Raw genomic sequence first — 15,991 nt, forward strand, 5'->3', positions numbered from 1 at the left:
CAAAGGACGCGAACATGGCCGACAAACCGATCCGCACCATCAGTAGCCGTATTGCCATATTTGGCCACCCGATACACCCCACCCTCGTCCACTTTCCTGTCGCCTGCCTGCTGCTGCTGGTCGGTAGCGATGCTGCCTACCTTTATTCCGGGAACGCATTCTGGGCCAAGGCGAGCCTGTGGTTGGCCGGGATCGGCGCATTGAGTGGTTGGATCGCCAGCACCGTGGGCCTGATCGACTTGGTCACGATCCGCCTGATCCGACGCAAGCTCCTCGGCTGGTGTCACGCCATCGTGGCAGTGATGATGCTGTCGCTGGCCTCGCTCAACTGGCTGTGGCGTTTCCTGGACTCCACCAACCTGCTGCCCTGGGCTATCGCCCTGACCCTCCTCACCGCAGTCCTGGTCGGCTTGACCGGCGCCCTTGGCGGCACGCTGGTCTACGAAGATGCGGTGGGGGTCGAAATCGACGACAAGTGAGGCGAACCATGCATGGCGGGTCGAATGGCGCATCGTGACTCTCCTTGTCATGCCTCAAACATATGGCTTGCTCAGCACCAGCACCAGGACAGTGAGCATCAACACGGCCGACGTGACGGCTATCAGCCCGCTTGCGGGTAACAGGAAGCGGTGTCGGTCCCGCTCCAGCCGCACGATCAGCCCCCCGCACAGGACATGGCAAAGCACCATGCCGCTGACGGCGGCGAGCTTGAGCACCAACCAGCCCATGGCAATCTGGCCGACAATGAACAACAAGGTACCGCTCATGATCGCGAGCAGGGCGAAAGGCGTGGCGATATGGGTGAATACGAAACGCAGGATGATCGGCACGGGCAGGTCGAACGAGGAGCCCCCCCGCGACCTGGCGCCAGCCAGCAACATGGCAGGCAGATAAAGCAGGGAAGCACACCAGCACAGCAGCGTGGCGATGTGCAGAATCTTGATCCACGGCATAACAGCATCCTTGCAGCAGCAGTGTGAACCCACCCTAACCAATGTAGGGCAACGGAACCAGCTTTACCGGCCGACATGTAACCCAACACGGCGGGACTTCTCGCTTACTCAGGCCGTCTCGCTGAAACCCCATGACACCAAGCGGAAACGCAGCGCAACATTCGGCAATTGCGACTCTGCGGAAAAAGGTGTTTCCTCTGCTTTACACAAAGAACTTCATCCCCCTTGTCGAGTCAGATGTTTCGGTTGGTGTGCCCGCACCAACCGTGGCACCAGTCTGGTTGGAAACGGGTATTCTTCATTGACCGTGTCGAAGCAGGAGAACCATCCATGGCCGAAAAAAGCCGATCCTTGGCCGAACAGAGCCGACGTGCCTTCCTACGCAACAGCCTGCTGGGCGTGGCTGCCCTGCCCCTGGGGATCGGCATCCTGTCGCGCCAGGCCTTCGCCCAGAGTCTGCCGAGGCTCGATCCCAACGACGAGCAGGCCCAGGCATTGAACTACGTCGAAGCAGCCGAGCAAGCCAGCGATCATCCGGCTTATGAAGAGGGAGAAACCTGCAGCAACTGCATGTTCTTCGAGCGCCGCAGTGAAGGTTGCCAGCTCTTTCCCCAGAACAGCGTCGAGCCCGGCGGCTGGTGCCAATCCTGGGTCAGCGTGGACTGAGCGGGCCCCAAGGCCCGCCACTGCTTCCTGTCCTTGCGTTACTCCTTTCCTTCCTCATCGGGTAGCGGCCACTGATAGCGCCGGACGACCGCCCCCTCTTCCGAGAGCGACTCCAGCCGCACAGGGAAGCCCCACAGCTGATGAAGATGTCGGATCACCGGGTAGACGCTACGCCCCATGGGGCGTCGGCTGTCCTGCACGTGATGCAGAGTCAGCGAGCGATTACCGCGGATGTTGGCTTCGTAGACCTGGATGTTGGGCTCGCGCAGCGACAGCGCGTACTGCTGCGCCAAGGCCTCGCGAATCCGGCGGTAACCACGCTCGTCGTGAATGGCCGCCACTTCGAGCATCTCCTCCTGATCGTCGTCGACGATGCTGAACAGCTTGAGGTCGCGCATCACCTTGGGCGAGAGAAACTGTTGAATGAAGGACTCGTCCTTGAAGTTGCGCATGGCGAAGTGCACCGCCTCGAGCCAATCGCTGCCCGCCGTGTCGGGAAACCACTCGCGATCCTCATCAGTGGGGTTCTCGCACATGCGCTTGATGTCGCTGAACATGGCGAAGCCCAGCGCATAGGGGTTGATGCCGCTATAGAAAGGACTGTCGAAGCCGGGCTGGCTGACCACTGCGGTATGCGACTGCAGGAACTCCAGCATCAGTCCCTCGTCGACCAGGCCTTCGTCGTAGAGCCGGTTCATCAGCGTGTAGTGCCAGAAGGAAGCCCACCCTTCGTTCATCACCTGAGTCTGGCGCTGGGGATAGAAATACTGCGCCAGCTTGCGCACGATGCGCACGATTTCGCGCTGCCAGGGCGCCAGCAGCGGCGCGTTCTTCTCGAGAAAGTAGAGCAGGTTCTCCTGGGGCTCGGGGGGATAGCGCCCCGCCGTGTGCAGGCCCAGGGGATCCTCCTCGCTGTCCAGGCTGCCGGGCAGGGCATCGGCCTGCTGACGCCCCGGGATGGTACGCCACAGCGTGTTGACCTGGGCCTGGAGGTACTCCTCGCGCTCCGCCTGGCGCCGCACTTCCTCCTCGGCGGAGATCGGCGACGGCCGCTTGTAGCGGTCGACGCCATAGTTCTGCAGGGCATGGCAGGCGTCGAGCAATTGCTCGACGGCGGTCACGCCGTGGCGCTCCTCGCATTCGGCCACGTAGCGGCGGGCGAATACGAGATAATCGACGATCGAGCTCGCGTCCGTCCAGGCGCGGAACAGGTAATTGCCCTTGAAGAAGGAGTTGTGGCCATAGCAGGCGTGGGCCATGACCAGCACCTGCATCATCAGCGTGTTCTCCTCCATGAGATAGGCGATGCAGGGGTCGGAGTTGATCACCAGCTCGTAGGCCAGCCCCATCTGGCCGCGCCGATAGGCCTGCTCCACCGCCAGGAACTGCTTGCCGAACGACCAGTGGTGGTAGCCCACCGGCATCCCCACGCTGGCATAGGCGTCCATCATCTGCTCGGTGGTGATGATCTCGATCTGGTTGGGATAGGTGTCCAGCCGGTACTCATCGGCCAGCCTGGCCAGCTCCCGCTCATACGCTTCGAGGATCTCGAAGTTCCAGTCGGAACCGGTGGCAATCGGCTTGCGTCGGATCATGTTGCCTCCTCGTCACGTCAATGGGCGGCACGGCGCTTGAACAGTTCACGGAACACCGGGTAGATGTCGCCCGCCTCGACGATCTGGCGCATGGCGAAACGATCGGGGAACTCGGCGGCCACCGTCTCGTACTCCTCCCACAGCGCCTGATGCGCATGCGGTGTAATCTCCACGTAGGTGTAGTACTGCAGGCGGGGCATCAGCGTCTTCATCAGCCGCTCGCGACAGTTCACCGAGTCGTCGTCCCAGTTGTCGCCGTCCGAGGCCTGTGCCACATAGAGATTCCACTGCGCTGGCGGGTAGCGCCGGGTGATGATCTCGTCGACCAGTGTCAGGGCGCTGGAGACGATGGTGCCGCCGGTCTCCCGTGAGTAGAAGAACTCTTCCTCGTCGACCTCCTTGGCCGCGGTGTGATGGCGCACGAAGACCAGCTCGACCTTCTCGTAGTTGCGCTCGAGGAACAGATAGAGCAGCAGGAAGAAGCGCTTGGCGATGTCCTTGTGGGCCTGGGTCATGGAGCCGGAAACGTCCATCACGCAGAACATCACCGCCTTGCTCGAAGGCTGCGGCTGATTGATCAGGTTGTTGTAGCGCAGATCGTAGGTATCGATGAAGGGTACCGCCTCGAGACGCTTCTCGAGCCGCTCGATCTCCTCCTTGAGCTCACCGATTCGCGACGGGTTGCGCAGCACCGGGTCCTTGCGCTCCTCCTCCTCCAGCGCCTCCTGGGCTTCGCGCAACGCACGACGGATGGGCGCGCGCATGGCAATGCGCCGGGCATACGCCTCGCGCATGGAACGCACGATGTTGATCCGCGCCGGCACCCCGTCTCGGGTAACCCCGGCACGCACCGGTTTCACCTCGTCCAGGTCCTTGAGCGCCTTGCGCTCGAGATGCGGCAGTTCCAGGCCGTCGAAGACGAAATCGAGGAATTCCTCGCGGGTCAGGCTGAAGGCGAACTCGTCCATGCCCTCGCCCTGGTTGGAAGCGTTGCCTTCGCCGGCGCCATCGCCACCGCCACCCCCGCTGGGGCGACGCAGACGATCTCCCTCGACGAACTCCTTGTTGCCGGGGCTGACGATGGTGCGCTTGCCGCCGGGGCCGTGCTGGAACACCGGCTCCGAGATATCGCGTGCGGGAATCGAGACCTTCTCGCCGCGCTCCATGTCGGTGATCGAGCGACGGTTGACGGCCTCCTCGACCGAACGCTTGATATGCGTGCGGTAGCGATCGAGGAAGCGCTGACGGTTCACGGCGCTCTTGTTCTTGGCGTTGGCGCGTCGATCGATGAAATAGGTCATGCAGACCTCCTGGCTCGCGCCGGTTATTGCGATTTACGCACCCGCAGATACCACTCCGAGAGCAGCCGCACCTGTTTCTCGGTATAGCCACGGTCCTTCATTCGGGCCACGAAGTCCTCATGCTTCTTCTGGTCCGCGGTCGAGGCCTTGGCGTTGAAGGAGATCACCGGCAGCAACTCCTCGGTGTTGGCGAACATCTTGTGCTCGATCACCCCACGCAGCTTCTCGTAGGACTGCCAGCTCGGGTTCATGCCGTTGTTCTGAGCCCGCGCGCGCAGCACGAAATTGACCACCTCGTGACGGAAGTCCTTGGGGTTGGAGATGCCGGCAGGCTTCTCGATCTTCTCCAGCTCCTCGTTGAGCGCCTGGCGGTTGAACAGTTCGCCTGTCTCCGGGTCGCGGTACTCCTGATCCTGTATCCAGAAGTCGGCATAGGTGACGTAGCGGTCGAAAATGTTCTGGCCGTACTCGGAGTAGGACTCGAGATAGGCGGTCTGGATCTCCTTGCCGATGAAGTCGACATAGCGCGGCGCCATGAACTCCTTGATGTAGCGCAGGTAGCGCTCGAAGGTCTCCTTCGGCAGGTGCTCCTGTTCGAGGCGCTGTTCCAGCACGTAGAGCAGATGTACCGGGTTGGCGGCGATCTCGTGGTTGTCGAAGTTGAACACCTTCGACAGGATCTTGAAGGCGAAGCGCGTGGAGAGCCCGTCCATGCCTTCGTCGACGCCCGCCGAATCGCGATACTCCTGGATCGACTTGGCCTTGGGATCGGTATCCTTGAGGTTCTCGCCGTCGTAGACGCGCATCTTCGAGTAGATGCTGGAGTTCTCCGGTTCCTTGAGCCGCGAGAGCACCGTGAACTGCGCCAGCATGCGCAGGGTGTCCGGAGCACAGGGCGCCTGATCGAGCGAAGAATGCTCGAGCAGCTTCTTGTAAATGTTGATCTCCTCGGTGACGCGCAGGCAGTAAGGCACCTTGACGATGTAGACGCGGTCGAGGAAGGCCTCATTGTTGCGGTTGTTGCGAAACGCCTGCCACTCGCTCTCGTTGGAGTGAGCCAATACGATACCGTCGAAGGGAATCGCTCCCATGCCCTCGGTGGGGTTGTAGTTGCCCTCCTGGGTGGCGGTGAGCAGCGGGTGCAGCACCTTGATCGGTGCCTTGAACATCTCGATGAATTCCATCAAGCCCTGATTGGCCTTGCACAGGCCGCCGGAGAAGCTGTAGGCATCCGGGTCGTCCTGCGAATAGAGCTCGAGCTGGCGGATATCGACCTTACCCACCAGCGAGGAGATGTCCTGGTTGTTCTCGTCGCCGGGCTCGGTCTTGGAGATGGCGATCTGGTTGAGCCGCGAGGGATACAGCCGCACCACCTTGAACTGCGAGATGTCGCCGCCGTACTCCTTGAGCCGTTTGGCCGCCCAGGGCGACATGATGCTCTTCACGTAGCGGCGCGGGATGCCGTACTCCTTCTCGAGCAGCTCGCCGTCCTCCTCGGGCGAGAACAGCCCCAGTGGCGACTCGAAGACCGGCGACCCCTTGATGGCGTAGAACGGGATATGTTCCATCAACAGCTTGAGCCGTTCGGCCAGCGACGACTTGCCACCGCCCACCGGCCCCAAGAGGTAGAGGATCTGCTTGCGCTCCTCGAGCCCCTGAGCGGCATGGCGGAAGTAAGCCACGATCTGCTCGATCGCCTCCTCCATGCCATAGAACTCGGAGAAGGCCGGATAGCGGCGAATCACCTTGTTGGAGAAGATTCGGGAGAGCCGCGCATCCTTGGCAGTGTCGATCACCTCGGGTTCGCCGATGGCCTTCAGCATCCGCTCGGCGGCGCTGGCGTAGGCCATGGGGTCCTCACGACACAGCTCCAGGTACTCCTGCAGGCTCATTTCCTCCTGCTGGACACGAGAGAAGCGGTTCTGCACATGATCGAAGATGCTCATCGAAGCCTCCTGTTTGCCTACCCTGTTGGCCACCCGACCGGATGACCCACTTGGGTTACTCATCAGCCTAGACACTTCGGGACGGTGTGGGTGGCAAAGAATCAACGCAAGGTAAGGATAATCATGAGAACGCCGGGGACGCCAAGGGTTCGATGAGTGAATGAAGATGAATTAAACGCTGTTAGGACGCAGCCGCGCCAGCCCCGCCGGCGTCGAATCAATCAGGATGAGGCGCTCCGAAGGCACATGCCACGCGGCATGGCGTCAGGTCCAACGTCGAAAAATGCCTCGAACCTGCTGGCCGTCAACACGACGGCCGGTCACTTGACCGGCCGTCGTGTTGTCATAAGGTCGTCAAGGACAGCAAATGATTTCTTCAGCTTAGCCGCCCTGACGAATTCTGCTGTCAACGCTGCCCATTACAATCCTGCCGCTACCCGGGTGCCCTGATCGATGGCGCGCTTGGCGTCGAGTTCGGCGGCCTCGTCGGCGCCACCGATCATGTGCACCGCCACGCCGGCCTCCTGAAGCGGCTCGAGCAGCTCGCGGACCGGGTCCTGGCCGGCGCAGATCACCACGCTGTCGACCTCGAGCAGGCGTGGCTCCTCGTTGTGGCGGATATGCAAGCCATCGTCGTCGATACCGACGTACTCGCAGCCGGCCAGCGCCTCGACGCCGCGATGGCGCAGCGACGCCCGATGCACCCAGCCGGTGGACTTGCCGAGCCCCTTGCCGGGCTTGGAGCGCTTGCGCTGCAGCAAATAGACCTGGCGCGGCGTTTCGGGGCGCTCCGGGGGGCGAATGCCGCCGCGCTCGGATACGCCGAGGTCAACGCCCCACTCGGCGCACCAGGCCTCGCGGTCAAGCGAGGGATGGCCCACGTGGGTGAGCAGCTCGGCCACGTCGAAACCGATGCCGCCGGCACCGATGATCGCCACCCGCCGTCCGACCCGCTCGGGATGCAGGATCGCCGTGGGATAACTCATCACCCTGGGGTGTTCGATGCCCGGCAGCTCGAGGCGTCGCGGCCGTACTCCGCTCGCCAGGATCACGGCATCGAAACCACGCAGCGTGTGGACATCGGGCTCGCTGCCGAGTCTCACCGCGACGCCATGCTTGGCGAGCATTACCTTGAAGTAGCGCAGGGTCTCGTCGAATTCTTCCTTGCCGGGAATCTTGCGCGCCAGGTTGAACTGACCGCCCAGCTCGCCGGTGCGCTCGAACAGCACCACACGATGACCACGCTGGGCGGCGGCAAGCGCCGCCGCCATGCCCGCCGGGCCGCCACCGACCACGGCGACGTCACGCGGCGTCTCGGCCGGCTCGATCACGAGTTCGGTTTCATGGCACGCCCGGGGATTGACCAGGCAGGAGGTAAGCTTGCCCTGGAAGGTGTGGTCAAGGCACGCCTGGTTGCAGGCGATGCAGGTGTTGATCTCGTCGTCTCGACCCTCGGCCGCCTTGCTGACCCAGGCCGGGTCGGCAAGGAAGGGGCGCGCCATGGAGACCATGTCGGCATGCCCTTCGGCGAGCACACGCTCGGCCACCTCGGGCATATTGATACGGTTGGTGGTGATCAGCGGTATGGAGAGCTCGGCCTTCATACGCCGTGTCACCTCGGTGAAGGCCGCCCGCGGCACGCTGGTGACGATGGTGGGCACACGCGCCTCGTGCCAGCCGATACCGGTGTTGATCAGGCTGGCCCCGGCAGACTCGATGGCACGCCCCAGGGTCACGACCTCCTCCCAGGTGCTGCCTCCCTCCACCAGGTCGATCATCGACAGGCGGAAGATGATCAGGAAATCGTCGCCCACCGCTTCACGGATGCGCGACACGATCTCGACCGCAAAGCGCATGCGGTTCTCGAGCGGCCCGCCCCAGCGATCATCGCGCTGATTGGTGCGCAGGCAGAGGAACTGGTTGATCAGGTAGCCCTCGGACCCCATCACCTCGACGCCGTCGTAGCCCGCTTCACGGGCCAGGGAAGCACAGCGCACGTAGGCGTCGATCTGGCGCTCCACCTCCTCGTCGGTGAGCTCGCGCGGAACGAACGGGTTGATCGGCGCCTGGAGCGGTGACGGCGCCACCAGTTCGGGCGAGTAGGCGTAGCGACCGGCATGCAGTATCTGCATGCAGATATGGCTGCCCTCGGCATGCACCGCCTCGACCACTCCACGATGATCGGCCACCTGCTCTGCTCGCTCCAGCGTGGCGGCACCCTGGAACACAGCGCCTTCCGCGTTGGGAGCGATGCCTCCGGTAACGATCAAACCCACGCCCTCGCGGGCACGCTCGGCGTAGAAGGCCGCCAGACGTGCAAAGCCATTCGGCGCCTCTTCGAGATTGGTATGCATGGAGCCCATCAGCACACGATTGGGCAGCGTCAGGTGGCCCACCTCGAGCGGACGGAAAAGATGAGGATAGCGCACGCCGAACTCCTTCTTGGGTCGAGTCACGGTTATTTCAAACAACTGTATGATAGCCGGGCGACAGGCGCAAAGGAAAAGCGAGGCATCCGCCAAAAGACGAAGGACACCTTGCGCTTCTGACGGCAGCCTTGCGGCTCATGCACGCCGGGCGAGGCAAGAAGACGGAGGGAGTATAGACGATACGAAAAGACCCGAGCCGTGGCTCGGGTCTTGAAATCGAATGGCGGACCGGACGGGACTCGAACCCGCGACCTCCGGCGTGACAGGCCGGCATTCTAACCGACTGAACTACCGGTCCGCGTGGTGGGTGATACCGGACTCGAACCAGTGACCCCCAGCATGTGAGGCTGGTGCTCTAACCAACTGAGCTAATCACCCACGGGTATCGCACTGCTGCGATGAGGACTTGCCAAACCAGGTCATCGTGGCGGACCGGACGGGACTCGAACCCGCGACCTCCGGCGTGACAGGCCGGCATTCTAACCGACTGAACTACCGGTCCACAACAGATGACACAGCGGCGGAAACGATGGCGGACCGGACGGGACTCGAACCCGCGACCTCCGGCGTGACAGGCCGGCATTCTAACCGACTGAACTACCGGTCCGCTGCATGCTTCCTACGTGATCACCGCTCGCTATCGCTTGGTGCCGAGAGCGATGGTGGGTGGTACAGGGTTCGAACCTGTGACCCCCAGCTTGTAAGGCTGGTGCTCTCCCAGCTGAGCTAACCACCCCTGGTCACGTGGCGCTGAATTCTACAGGGATCGGCTTGGTTGTCAATGCCCTGGCCATGCAAAACGCCATCGACAACGCAGGCTCTCGAGGCGAAAGTTGCTGCAGCCCGCACCATCCGTAACATTGGTTATCCTGGCGCCCCATGCGCTTGCATGAAGGTGGCGATAGCGGTCGCTCCTTCCTCGATCAGTTCCGCCTGTGTACGGCCCGATCGTCGTCGCGGTTTCCAGTCATGGTCGCCATCCTCCACCCAGTGCAGTCGCCTCTGTCCGGCCAGATCATAATGAGCAACCTCCTCGCGGGTGCCGAAGGGGTCTCGGCTGCCCTGCACCACCAGAGTGGGGCAGGTGATCTGCGGCCAATGTGCCAGGCGCAACCTCTCGGGCTTTCGCGGCGGGTGGAAAGGATAGCCACACAGCACCAGGCCGGCAGCTCGCCGGCGTGCCGCCAAGAGGCTGGCCACGCGTCCTCCCATGGACTTCCCGCCGAGCCACGGGGTACCTCCTTGCGGATGTGTCAGAATGTCGCACCAGCGGGACAATTCTTCTACCAGATGGTCGATGCGTGGCGGCGGTATCCGCCTTCCCTCTTGCTGCATGCGCTGCATGTAGGCGAACTCCACTGCCAGTGTCTGCACCCCCTGTTCGGCGAGCGCATCACGCAACCGGCGCATATAAAGCGAATGCTGCCCAGCCCCCGCACCATGGGCGATCAGCAGGCGTCCGGCGCGTCCACTACCCTTGACTTCCAGCGGGCCGAGCCCCTCGACGAACCAGCGCCCAGGTTGCCGAACGGTCCCCTGTTCGCACTCCTGGATTAAACCAATGGCTACCGGATCTAATCGAGCAAAGTTAGACACGCGTCAATTTCCTATACGAGTTTCGCCTGTATCCTTGGTTCAGTCTGCCAGGCGGCTGCGCTAGAATCCGCCCTGCTTTCTGACCTGCATCACCCTCAACCGGGAATCTCGACGTGGCCAGCGCCACCGCGAGCTCTCGATACGCGTTCGACGGGAACCTGACATGAGCACAGCACTAGAGCATCCGACCTACAACTACAAGGTAGTTCGGCAGTTCGCGATCATGACAGTGGTGTGGGGCATCGTGGGCATGCTCCTCGGTGTCATCCTTGCCGCACAACTGGTATGGCCGCAACTCAACCTCGACCTGCCTTGGACGAGCTTCGGCCGCCTGCGCCCGCTGCACACCAACGCAGTCATCTTCGCCTTCGGCGGCTCCGCGCTGATGGCCACTTCGTATTACGTGGTACAACGCACTTGCCAGACACGGCTGTTCTCGGACCGACTCGCCGCCTTCACCTTCTGGGGTTGGCAGGCGGTCATCCTGTCCGCGGTCGTCACGCTGCCGCTGGGCTACACCACCACCAAGGAGTACGCCGAGCTGGAGTGGCCGATCAATATCCTGATCGCCGTGGTGTGGGTCAGCTATGCCATCGTCTTCATGATGACGATCAAGCAGCGCAGGACCTCCCATATCTACGTGGCCAACTGGTTCTTCGCCGCCTTCATTCTGACGGTGGCGGTACTGCACATCGTCAATAACGCCGCGATCCCGGTCAGCCCGATGTATTCGACCTCGATCTACGCCGGCGCCATCGACGCCATGGTGCAGTGGTGGTACGGGCACAACGCGGTGGGCTTCTTCCTGACCGCGGGCTTCCTCGGCATGATGTACTACTTCGTGCCCAAGCAGGCGGAGCGCCCGATCTACTCCTACCGCCTGTCCATCGTCCACTTCTGGGCGCTGATCATGATCTACATGTGGGCCGGCCCGCACCACCTGCACTACACCGCACTGCCCAACTGGGCGCAGTCGCTGGGCATGGTGATGTCGATCATCCTGCTGGCGCCCTCCTGGGGCGGCATGATCAACGGCATGATGACCCTTTCCGGCGCCTGGCATAAGCTGCGCACCGATCCGACCCTGCGCTTCCTGGTCGTGGCCCTGTCGTTCTACGGCATGTCCACCTTCGAGGGTCCGATGATGGCGGTGAAGACGGTCAATGCCCTGTCCCACTACACCGACTGGACCATCGGCCACGTGCATGCCGGCGCCCTGGGCTGGGTGGCAATGATCACCATCGGTTCCATGTACCACCTGATTCCGCGCTTGTTCGGCCGCACCGAGATGCATTCGGTCGGGCTGATCGCCGTGCACTTCTGGCTGGCCACCATCGGCACCGTGCTCTACATCGCCGCCATGTGGGTCAACGGCATCCTGCAGGGCCTGATGTGGCGCGCCATCAACCCCGACGGCACGCTGATGTATACCTTCATCGAGGCCGTCGAGGCCAGCGGCCCGGGTTACATCGTGCGCCTGATCGGCGGTCTGTGCTGGGTACTCGGCATGCTGATCATGGCCTACAACGTCTTCATGACCGTCAAGCGCAGCCAGGCCCTGGGCCAGCAACCGCTGCCGCAGACTGCCTGAGCAACCGGGGAAACCGACACCAATGAAACACGAGATTGTCGAAAAGAACGTGGGTCTGCTCGCCGTGCTGATCCTGGTGGCGATCAGTTTCGGCGGCCTGGCCGAGGTCGTGCCGCTGTTCTTCCAGAAACAGACCACGGAGCCGGTCGACGGGCTGCGTCCTCTCTCCGCGCTGGAGCTCGAAGGCCGCGACATCTATCGCCGCGAAGGCTGCGTGGGCTGCCACTCGCAGATGGTGCGTCCGTTCCGCGCCGAGACCGAGCGCTATGGCCACTACAGCGTGGCCGGCGAATCGGTCTACGAGCACAACTTCCTGTGGGGATCCAAGCGCACCGGGCCGGATCTGGCTCGTGTCGGCGGGCGCTACAGCGACGACTGGCACCGCGCTCACATGTACAACCCGCGCGATGTGGTGCCGGAGTCGATCATGCCGGCTTATCCCTGGCTGTTCGAGAACACCCTCGACGGCAAGGACACCCCGCGCAAGATGGAAGTCCTGCGCAGCCTCGGCGTGCCCTACACCGACGAGGACATCGCGGGCGCCACGCGTGAGGTCCGTGGCCAGCAGGAGATCACGGCGCTGGTCGCCTACCTGCAGCAGTTGGGGACCGTGCTCGAGGGCACGCGCTGATCATGGATACCGGTACCTTTCGCGGCATCATCACCGGTCTGCTGATCATCGCCTTCCTCGGCATCGTCTGGTGGGCTTATTCCCGGCGGCGCAAGCCGGACTTCGACGAAGCGGCACAACTGCCCTTCGCCGATGAAGACGAACAATCGAACCGAGACCGCAGCGCCTCGCAGCAGGGCTCGCACCGCGAGCAGGCAAGCGAAGCCGATTCCCGTAAAGACAGGGGAGACGAAAACGCATGAGCAATCTTTGGGATGACTCCCTTTCCGGGTTCTGGAGCGCCTGGATCATCGTAATAACACTGGGCTCCATCGCCTTCGCTTTCTGGATCCTGTACGCCAACCGCAAGACCGACAAGGTGCCGGACGCCGACGGCAACGTGGAAACCACCGGTCATGCCGCCGACGATATCGAGGAGTACGACAATCCGCTGCCACGCTGGTGGTTCCAGCTGTATGTCGCCACCGTGGTGTTCTCGCTCGGCTACCTGCTGCTCTATCCGGGACTGGGCAACTTCACCGGCCTGCTCGGCTGGACCCAGGAGGGCCAATGGGAGGAGGAGGTCGCCCAGGCTGAAGAACGCTTCGCGCCGATCTTCGCCCAGTACGAGGAGATCCCGATCCCCGAGCTGGCCCAGGACGCCGAAGCCATGCGGGTTGCCGGGCGGATCTTCCAGAACAACTGCGCGGTGTGCCACGGCGCCAACGCTCAGGGCGGTTATGGCTTTCCCGACCTGACCGACGACGACTGGCTGTACGGCGGCGAACCGGAGCAGATCCTGACCACCCTGGTGCGCGGGCGCAACGGCCTGATGCCCTCCTGGCAACAACTCGGCGAGGAGAACATCGAGAACGTCGCCAACCATGTGATGTCGCTCTCCGGCCTGGAGCACGACACCGAGCGCGCCGAACTGGGTGCCGCGGTCTACACCTCGGTGTGTGCGGCCTGCCATGGGCCCGACGGCACCGGCACCCAGGCACTGGGCGCGCCCAACCTGACCAACGATACCTGGCTCTATCAGGCACCCGGTCAGAGCGTCGCCGACTCGATACGTCAGACCCTGCGTAACGGCCGCAACGGTCATATGCCGGCCCAGGAGGCCTACATCGGTGCAGAGCGCGTCCATCTGGTCGCCGCCTACGTCTACAGTCTGCGACTGCGCGATTGACGACTCCCGCCCGGGCGGGCAGTGCGACCCACCGTCGCACTGCCCCGTCACGCGACGGGCTCTCGGTACAATGAAACCCTCTTCATTGCCTTCCCCTTGCGGGTCAGCGTTGCCCGCCGCGAGTCCGACATGAGCGAAAAGATTCCCACCCGAGACGTGACCCCCGAAGCCGTGGGCCACCATACGCCCCAGGCGACGGTCCGGCAGGAGATGTACGCCAAGCGACGTCATATCTACGTACGCGAGATCAAGGGGCTTTTCCAGCGGGTGCGCCGCGTCGCGAACTGGCTCCTGATGCTGGCCTTCTTCGGCCTGCCCTGGCTGACCTGGGGCGACCGTCCGCTGATCTGGTTCGATCTGCCCGGGCGCGAATTCCATATCTTCGCCACGACCTTCTATCCCCAGGAGTTCATCCTGCTCTCCTGGCTATTGATCATCTGCGCCTTCGGCCTGTTCTTCATCACCGTCTTCGCCGGACGCGTATGGTGCGGCTATACCTGTCCGCAAAGCGTGTGGACCTTTCTCTACATCTGGGTGGAGCACCGCCTGGAAGGCTCGCGCAATCGCCGCATCCGGCTCGATCGCGAACCGTTGAGCCTCGACAAGGCCTGGCGCAAGACGGCCAAGCACACCGTCTGGCTGGCCATTGCGCTGGCCACCGGCATCACCTTCGTCGGCTACTTCACGCCGATCCGCGACCTCGCCGTCGAGCTGCCGACTCTGCAGGCCCATGGCTGGTCCTATTTCTGGGTCGGCTTCTTCCTGGTCTTCACCTACCTCAACGCCGGCTGGTTGCGCGAGCAGGTGTGCATCTACATGTGCCCCTATGCGCGCTTCCAGTCGGTGATGTTCGACCCCGACACCCTGATCGTCTCCTACGACGCCAGCCGCGGCGAGCCCAGGGGCTCGCGCAAGAAGAACCTGAGCCATGCCGAGGCCCGCGAGGCCGGCCATGGCGACTGCATCGACTGCGAGCTGTGCGTACAGGTCTGCCCCACCGGCATCGACATCCGCGACGGACTGCAGTACGAATGCATCACCTGCGCGGCGTGTATCGACGCCTGCGACAGTGTGATGGACCGCATGAACTATCCGCGTGGACTGATTCGCTACACCACCGAGAACGCGCTGGAAGGTAAACGGTCTCATATCCTGCGTCCCCGCCTGCTCGGCTACTTCGCCGCCCTGATTGTCATGATCGGCCTGTTCGCCTGGACACTGGCCGATCGCATGCCGCTCAATTTCGAAGTGGAGCGCGAGCGCGGCCAGCTCTACCAGATGACGCGTGACGGACGCATCAGCAACGTCTATACCCTGACCGTTCGCAACCTCGACGTTCGGGACCATGACTATCGGCTCGACGCTCGCGGCCTCCCCGGCCTCGAACTCGATACCGAAACGCTACACGTGCCGGCGGGCAGCTCGCGGCTGTTTGCCGTGAAGGCCACTGCCGACCCCGCCGTGCTGGACCTGCCAAGCCACCCCATCGAGTTGCTGTTGCAGTCGCAGCACGACGAGCGCATCGCGCTCGAGCGCGATGCCCGCTTCATCGGCAATATTCGGAGATGACCGACATGACCACCCCCACACCCTGGTACAAACAGTTCTGGCCGTGGTTCCTGCTCGGCCTGCTGTCCTTGGCGATCGGCGTCAGCTCAACCTTTGCCGTGCTCTCGGTGCGCTCCTTCGACGGCATGGTCCAGGAGGACTACTATGAGCACGGTCGCGCCATCAACATGGTGCTGGCCAAGCAGCAGCGCGCCAATGAGCTCGACCTCAGCGCCAATCTGCGCATCGACCCGCTGACCAGCGACATCATCATCCAGCTCGATGGCGAGGACCGCCCAGAGCAGCTCCACCTGCGGCTGATCTTCCCCACGCAGGACGACCGCGATCAGGATCTGACGCTGACGCATGTGCGCGACGGTCGCTACCTGGGTCAGGCACCCGACAATTTGCGCCATCGCTGGTACCTGCAGTTGCAGCCCAGTGCCGAAGCACCCGCATGGCGCCTGGTGGGCGAGGCACGCTTTCCCAGCGAAGAGAGCTTCAGCCTCACGCCTGGCGTCAAGCAGCGCAGCTAACACGAGCGTAGTGACGATCCTTGACGCATAA

14 protein-coding genes and 5 tRNA genes are annotated in these 15,991 nt (G+C 63.0%); 8 read left to right on the forward strand and 11 right to left on the reverse strand.

Annotated elements, in window-relative coordinates; all coding sequences use genetic code 11:
• Positions 1-14 precede the first annotated feature (14 nt).
• Positions 15-479, forward strand: a complete 465-nt coding sequence (locus ACRWQA_RS16410) for a DUF2231 domain-containing protein (RefSeq protein WP_263582857.1) — start codon at positions 15-17, stop codon at positions 477-479.
• A 54-nt stretch (positions 480-533) separates the two neighbouring features.
• Here the strand turns inward: ACRWQA_RS16410 and ACRWQA_RS16415 are convergent, their stop codons facing one another.
• Positions 534-953: a CopD family protein gene (locus ACRWQA_RS16415; RefSeq protein ID WP_434229398.1), complete on the reverse strand. Its 420-nt coding sequence runs from the start codon at positions 951-953 to the stop codon at positions 534-536.
• 351 nt (positions 954-1,304) lie between these two features.
• Here ACRWQA_RS16415 and ACRWQA_RS16420 point away from each other — a divergent pair, with 351 nt between their 5' ends.
• On the forward strand, positions 1,305-1,619 hold the full coding sequence (locus tag ACRWQA_RS16420) for a high-potential iron-sulfur protein (protein ID WP_263583924.1): 315 nt from the start codon (positions 1,305-1,307) through the stop codon (positions 1,617-1,619).
• Between the two features lie 38 nt (positions 1,620-1,657).
• Here ACRWQA_RS16420 and ACRWQA_RS16425 read toward each other — a convergent pair whose 3' ends face one another.
• The 10 genes from ACRWQA_RS16425 to ACRWQA_RS16470 form a co-directional block, all read right to left on the reverse strand.
• On the reverse strand, positions 1,658-3,214 hold the full coding sequence (locus ACRWQA_RS16425; protein ID WP_434229400.1) for a SpoVR family protein: 1,557 nt from the start codon (positions 3,212-3,214) through the stop codon (positions 1,658-1,660).
• Between the two features lie 17 nt (positions 3,215-3,231).
• Positions 3,232-4,515 carry a YeaH/YhbH family protein gene (locus tag ACRWQA_RS16430; RefSeq protein WP_263582854.1) on the reverse strand — a complete coding sequence of 428 codons (1,284 nt, stop codon included), beginning with the start codon at positions 4,513-4,515 and terminating at the stop codon, positions 3,232-3,234.
• Positions 4,516-4,538: 23 nt separating this feature from the next.
• A complete protein-coding gene (locus tag ACRWQA_RS16435) occupies positions 4,539-6,461 on the reverse strand; it encodes a PrkA family serine protein kinase (protein ID WP_263582853.1) in 1,923 nt (640 codons plus the stop codon).
• A gap of 419 nt (positions 6,462-6,880) precedes the next feature.
• The gene (locus tag ACRWQA_RS16440; protein WP_434229401.1) at positions 6,881-8,917 is read right to left on the reverse strand and encodes an FAD-dependent oxidoreductase; all 2,037 of its coding nucleotides are present in this window, start codon (positions 8,915-8,917) and stop codon (positions 6,881-6,883) included.
• 194 nt (positions 8,918-9,111) lie between these two features.
• Positions 9,112-9,188: transfer RNA gene (locus tag ACRWQA_RS16445), tRNA-Asp, on the reverse strand.
• 3 nt (positions 9,189-9,191) lie between these two features.
• Positions 9,192-9,268, reverse strand: a tRNA-Val gene (locus ACRWQA_RS16450).
• 47 nt (positions 9,269-9,315) lie between these two features.
• Positions 9,316-9,392, reverse strand: a tRNA-Asp gene (locus tag ACRWQA_RS16455).
• 28 nt (positions 9,393-9,420) lie between these two features.
• Positions 9,421-9,497 (reverse strand) — tRNA-Asp (locus tag ACRWQA_RS16460).
• Between the two features lie 53 nt (positions 9,498-9,550).
• Positions 9,551-9,626 (reverse strand) — tRNA-Val (locus ACRWQA_RS16465).
• 128 nt (positions 9,627-9,754) lie between these two features.
• Complete coding sequence (locus ACRWQA_RS16470; RefSeq protein WP_434229280.1) at positions 9,755-10,486, reverse strand: alpha/beta family hydrolase; 732 nt, start codon at positions 10,484-10,486, stop codon at positions 9,755-9,757.
• Between the two features lie 163 nt (positions 10,487-10,649).
• Here ACRWQA_RS16470 and ccoN point away from each other — a divergent pair, with 163 nt between their 5' ends.
• The 6 genes from ccoN to ACRWQA_RS16500 all read left to right on the forward strand — a co-directional run bounded on the left by ccoN (position 10,650) and on the right by ACRWQA_RS16500 (position 15,960).
• Positions 10,650-12,077: a cytochrome-c oxidase, cbb3-type subunit I gene (gene ccoN, locus ACRWQA_RS16475; RefSeq protein ID WP_263582852.1), complete on the forward strand. Its 1,428-nt coding sequence runs from the start codon at positions 10,650-10,652 to the stop codon at positions 12,075-12,077.
• 22 nt (positions 12,078-12,099) lie between these two features.
• A complete protein-coding gene (gene ccoO, locus ACRWQA_RS16480; protein ID WP_263582851.1) occupies positions 12,100-12,708 on the forward strand; it encodes a cytochrome-c oxidase, cbb3-type subunit II in 609 nt (202 codons plus the stop codon).
• 2 nt (positions 12,709-12,710) lie between these two features.
• Positions 12,711-12,950, forward strand: a complete 240-nt coding sequence (locus ACRWQA_RS16485; RefSeq protein ID WP_263582850.1) for a cbb3-type cytochrome oxidase subunit 3 — start codon at positions 12,711-12,713, stop codon at positions 12,948-12,950.
• The gene (gene ccoP, locus ACRWQA_RS16490; protein ID WP_434229281.1) at positions 12,947-13,876 is read left to right on the forward strand and encodes a cytochrome-c oxidase, cbb3-type subunit III; all 930 of its coding nucleotides are present in this window, start codon (positions 12,947-12,949) and stop codon (positions 13,874-13,876) included. The genes ACRWQA_RS16485 and ccoP overlap by 4 nt, the downstream gene beginning before the upstream one ends.
• Positions 13,877-14,005: 129 nt before the next feature.
• Complete coding sequence (ccoG, locus tag ACRWQA_RS16495; RefSeq protein ID WP_434229282.1) at positions 14,006-15,445, forward strand: cytochrome c oxidase accessory protein CcoG; 1,440 nt, start codon at positions 14,006-14,008, stop codon at positions 15,443-15,445.
• Positions 15,446-15,450: 5 nt separating this feature from the next.
• On the forward strand, positions 15,451-15,960 hold the full coding sequence (locus ACRWQA_RS16500; RefSeq protein ID WP_434229283.1) for a FixH family protein: 510 nt from the start codon (positions 15,451-15,453) through the stop codon (positions 15,958-15,960).
• The last annotated feature ends 31 nt before the right edge of the window (positions 15,961-15,991 follow it).

Source organism: Billgrantia sp. C5P2 (genome assembly GCF_051062895.2).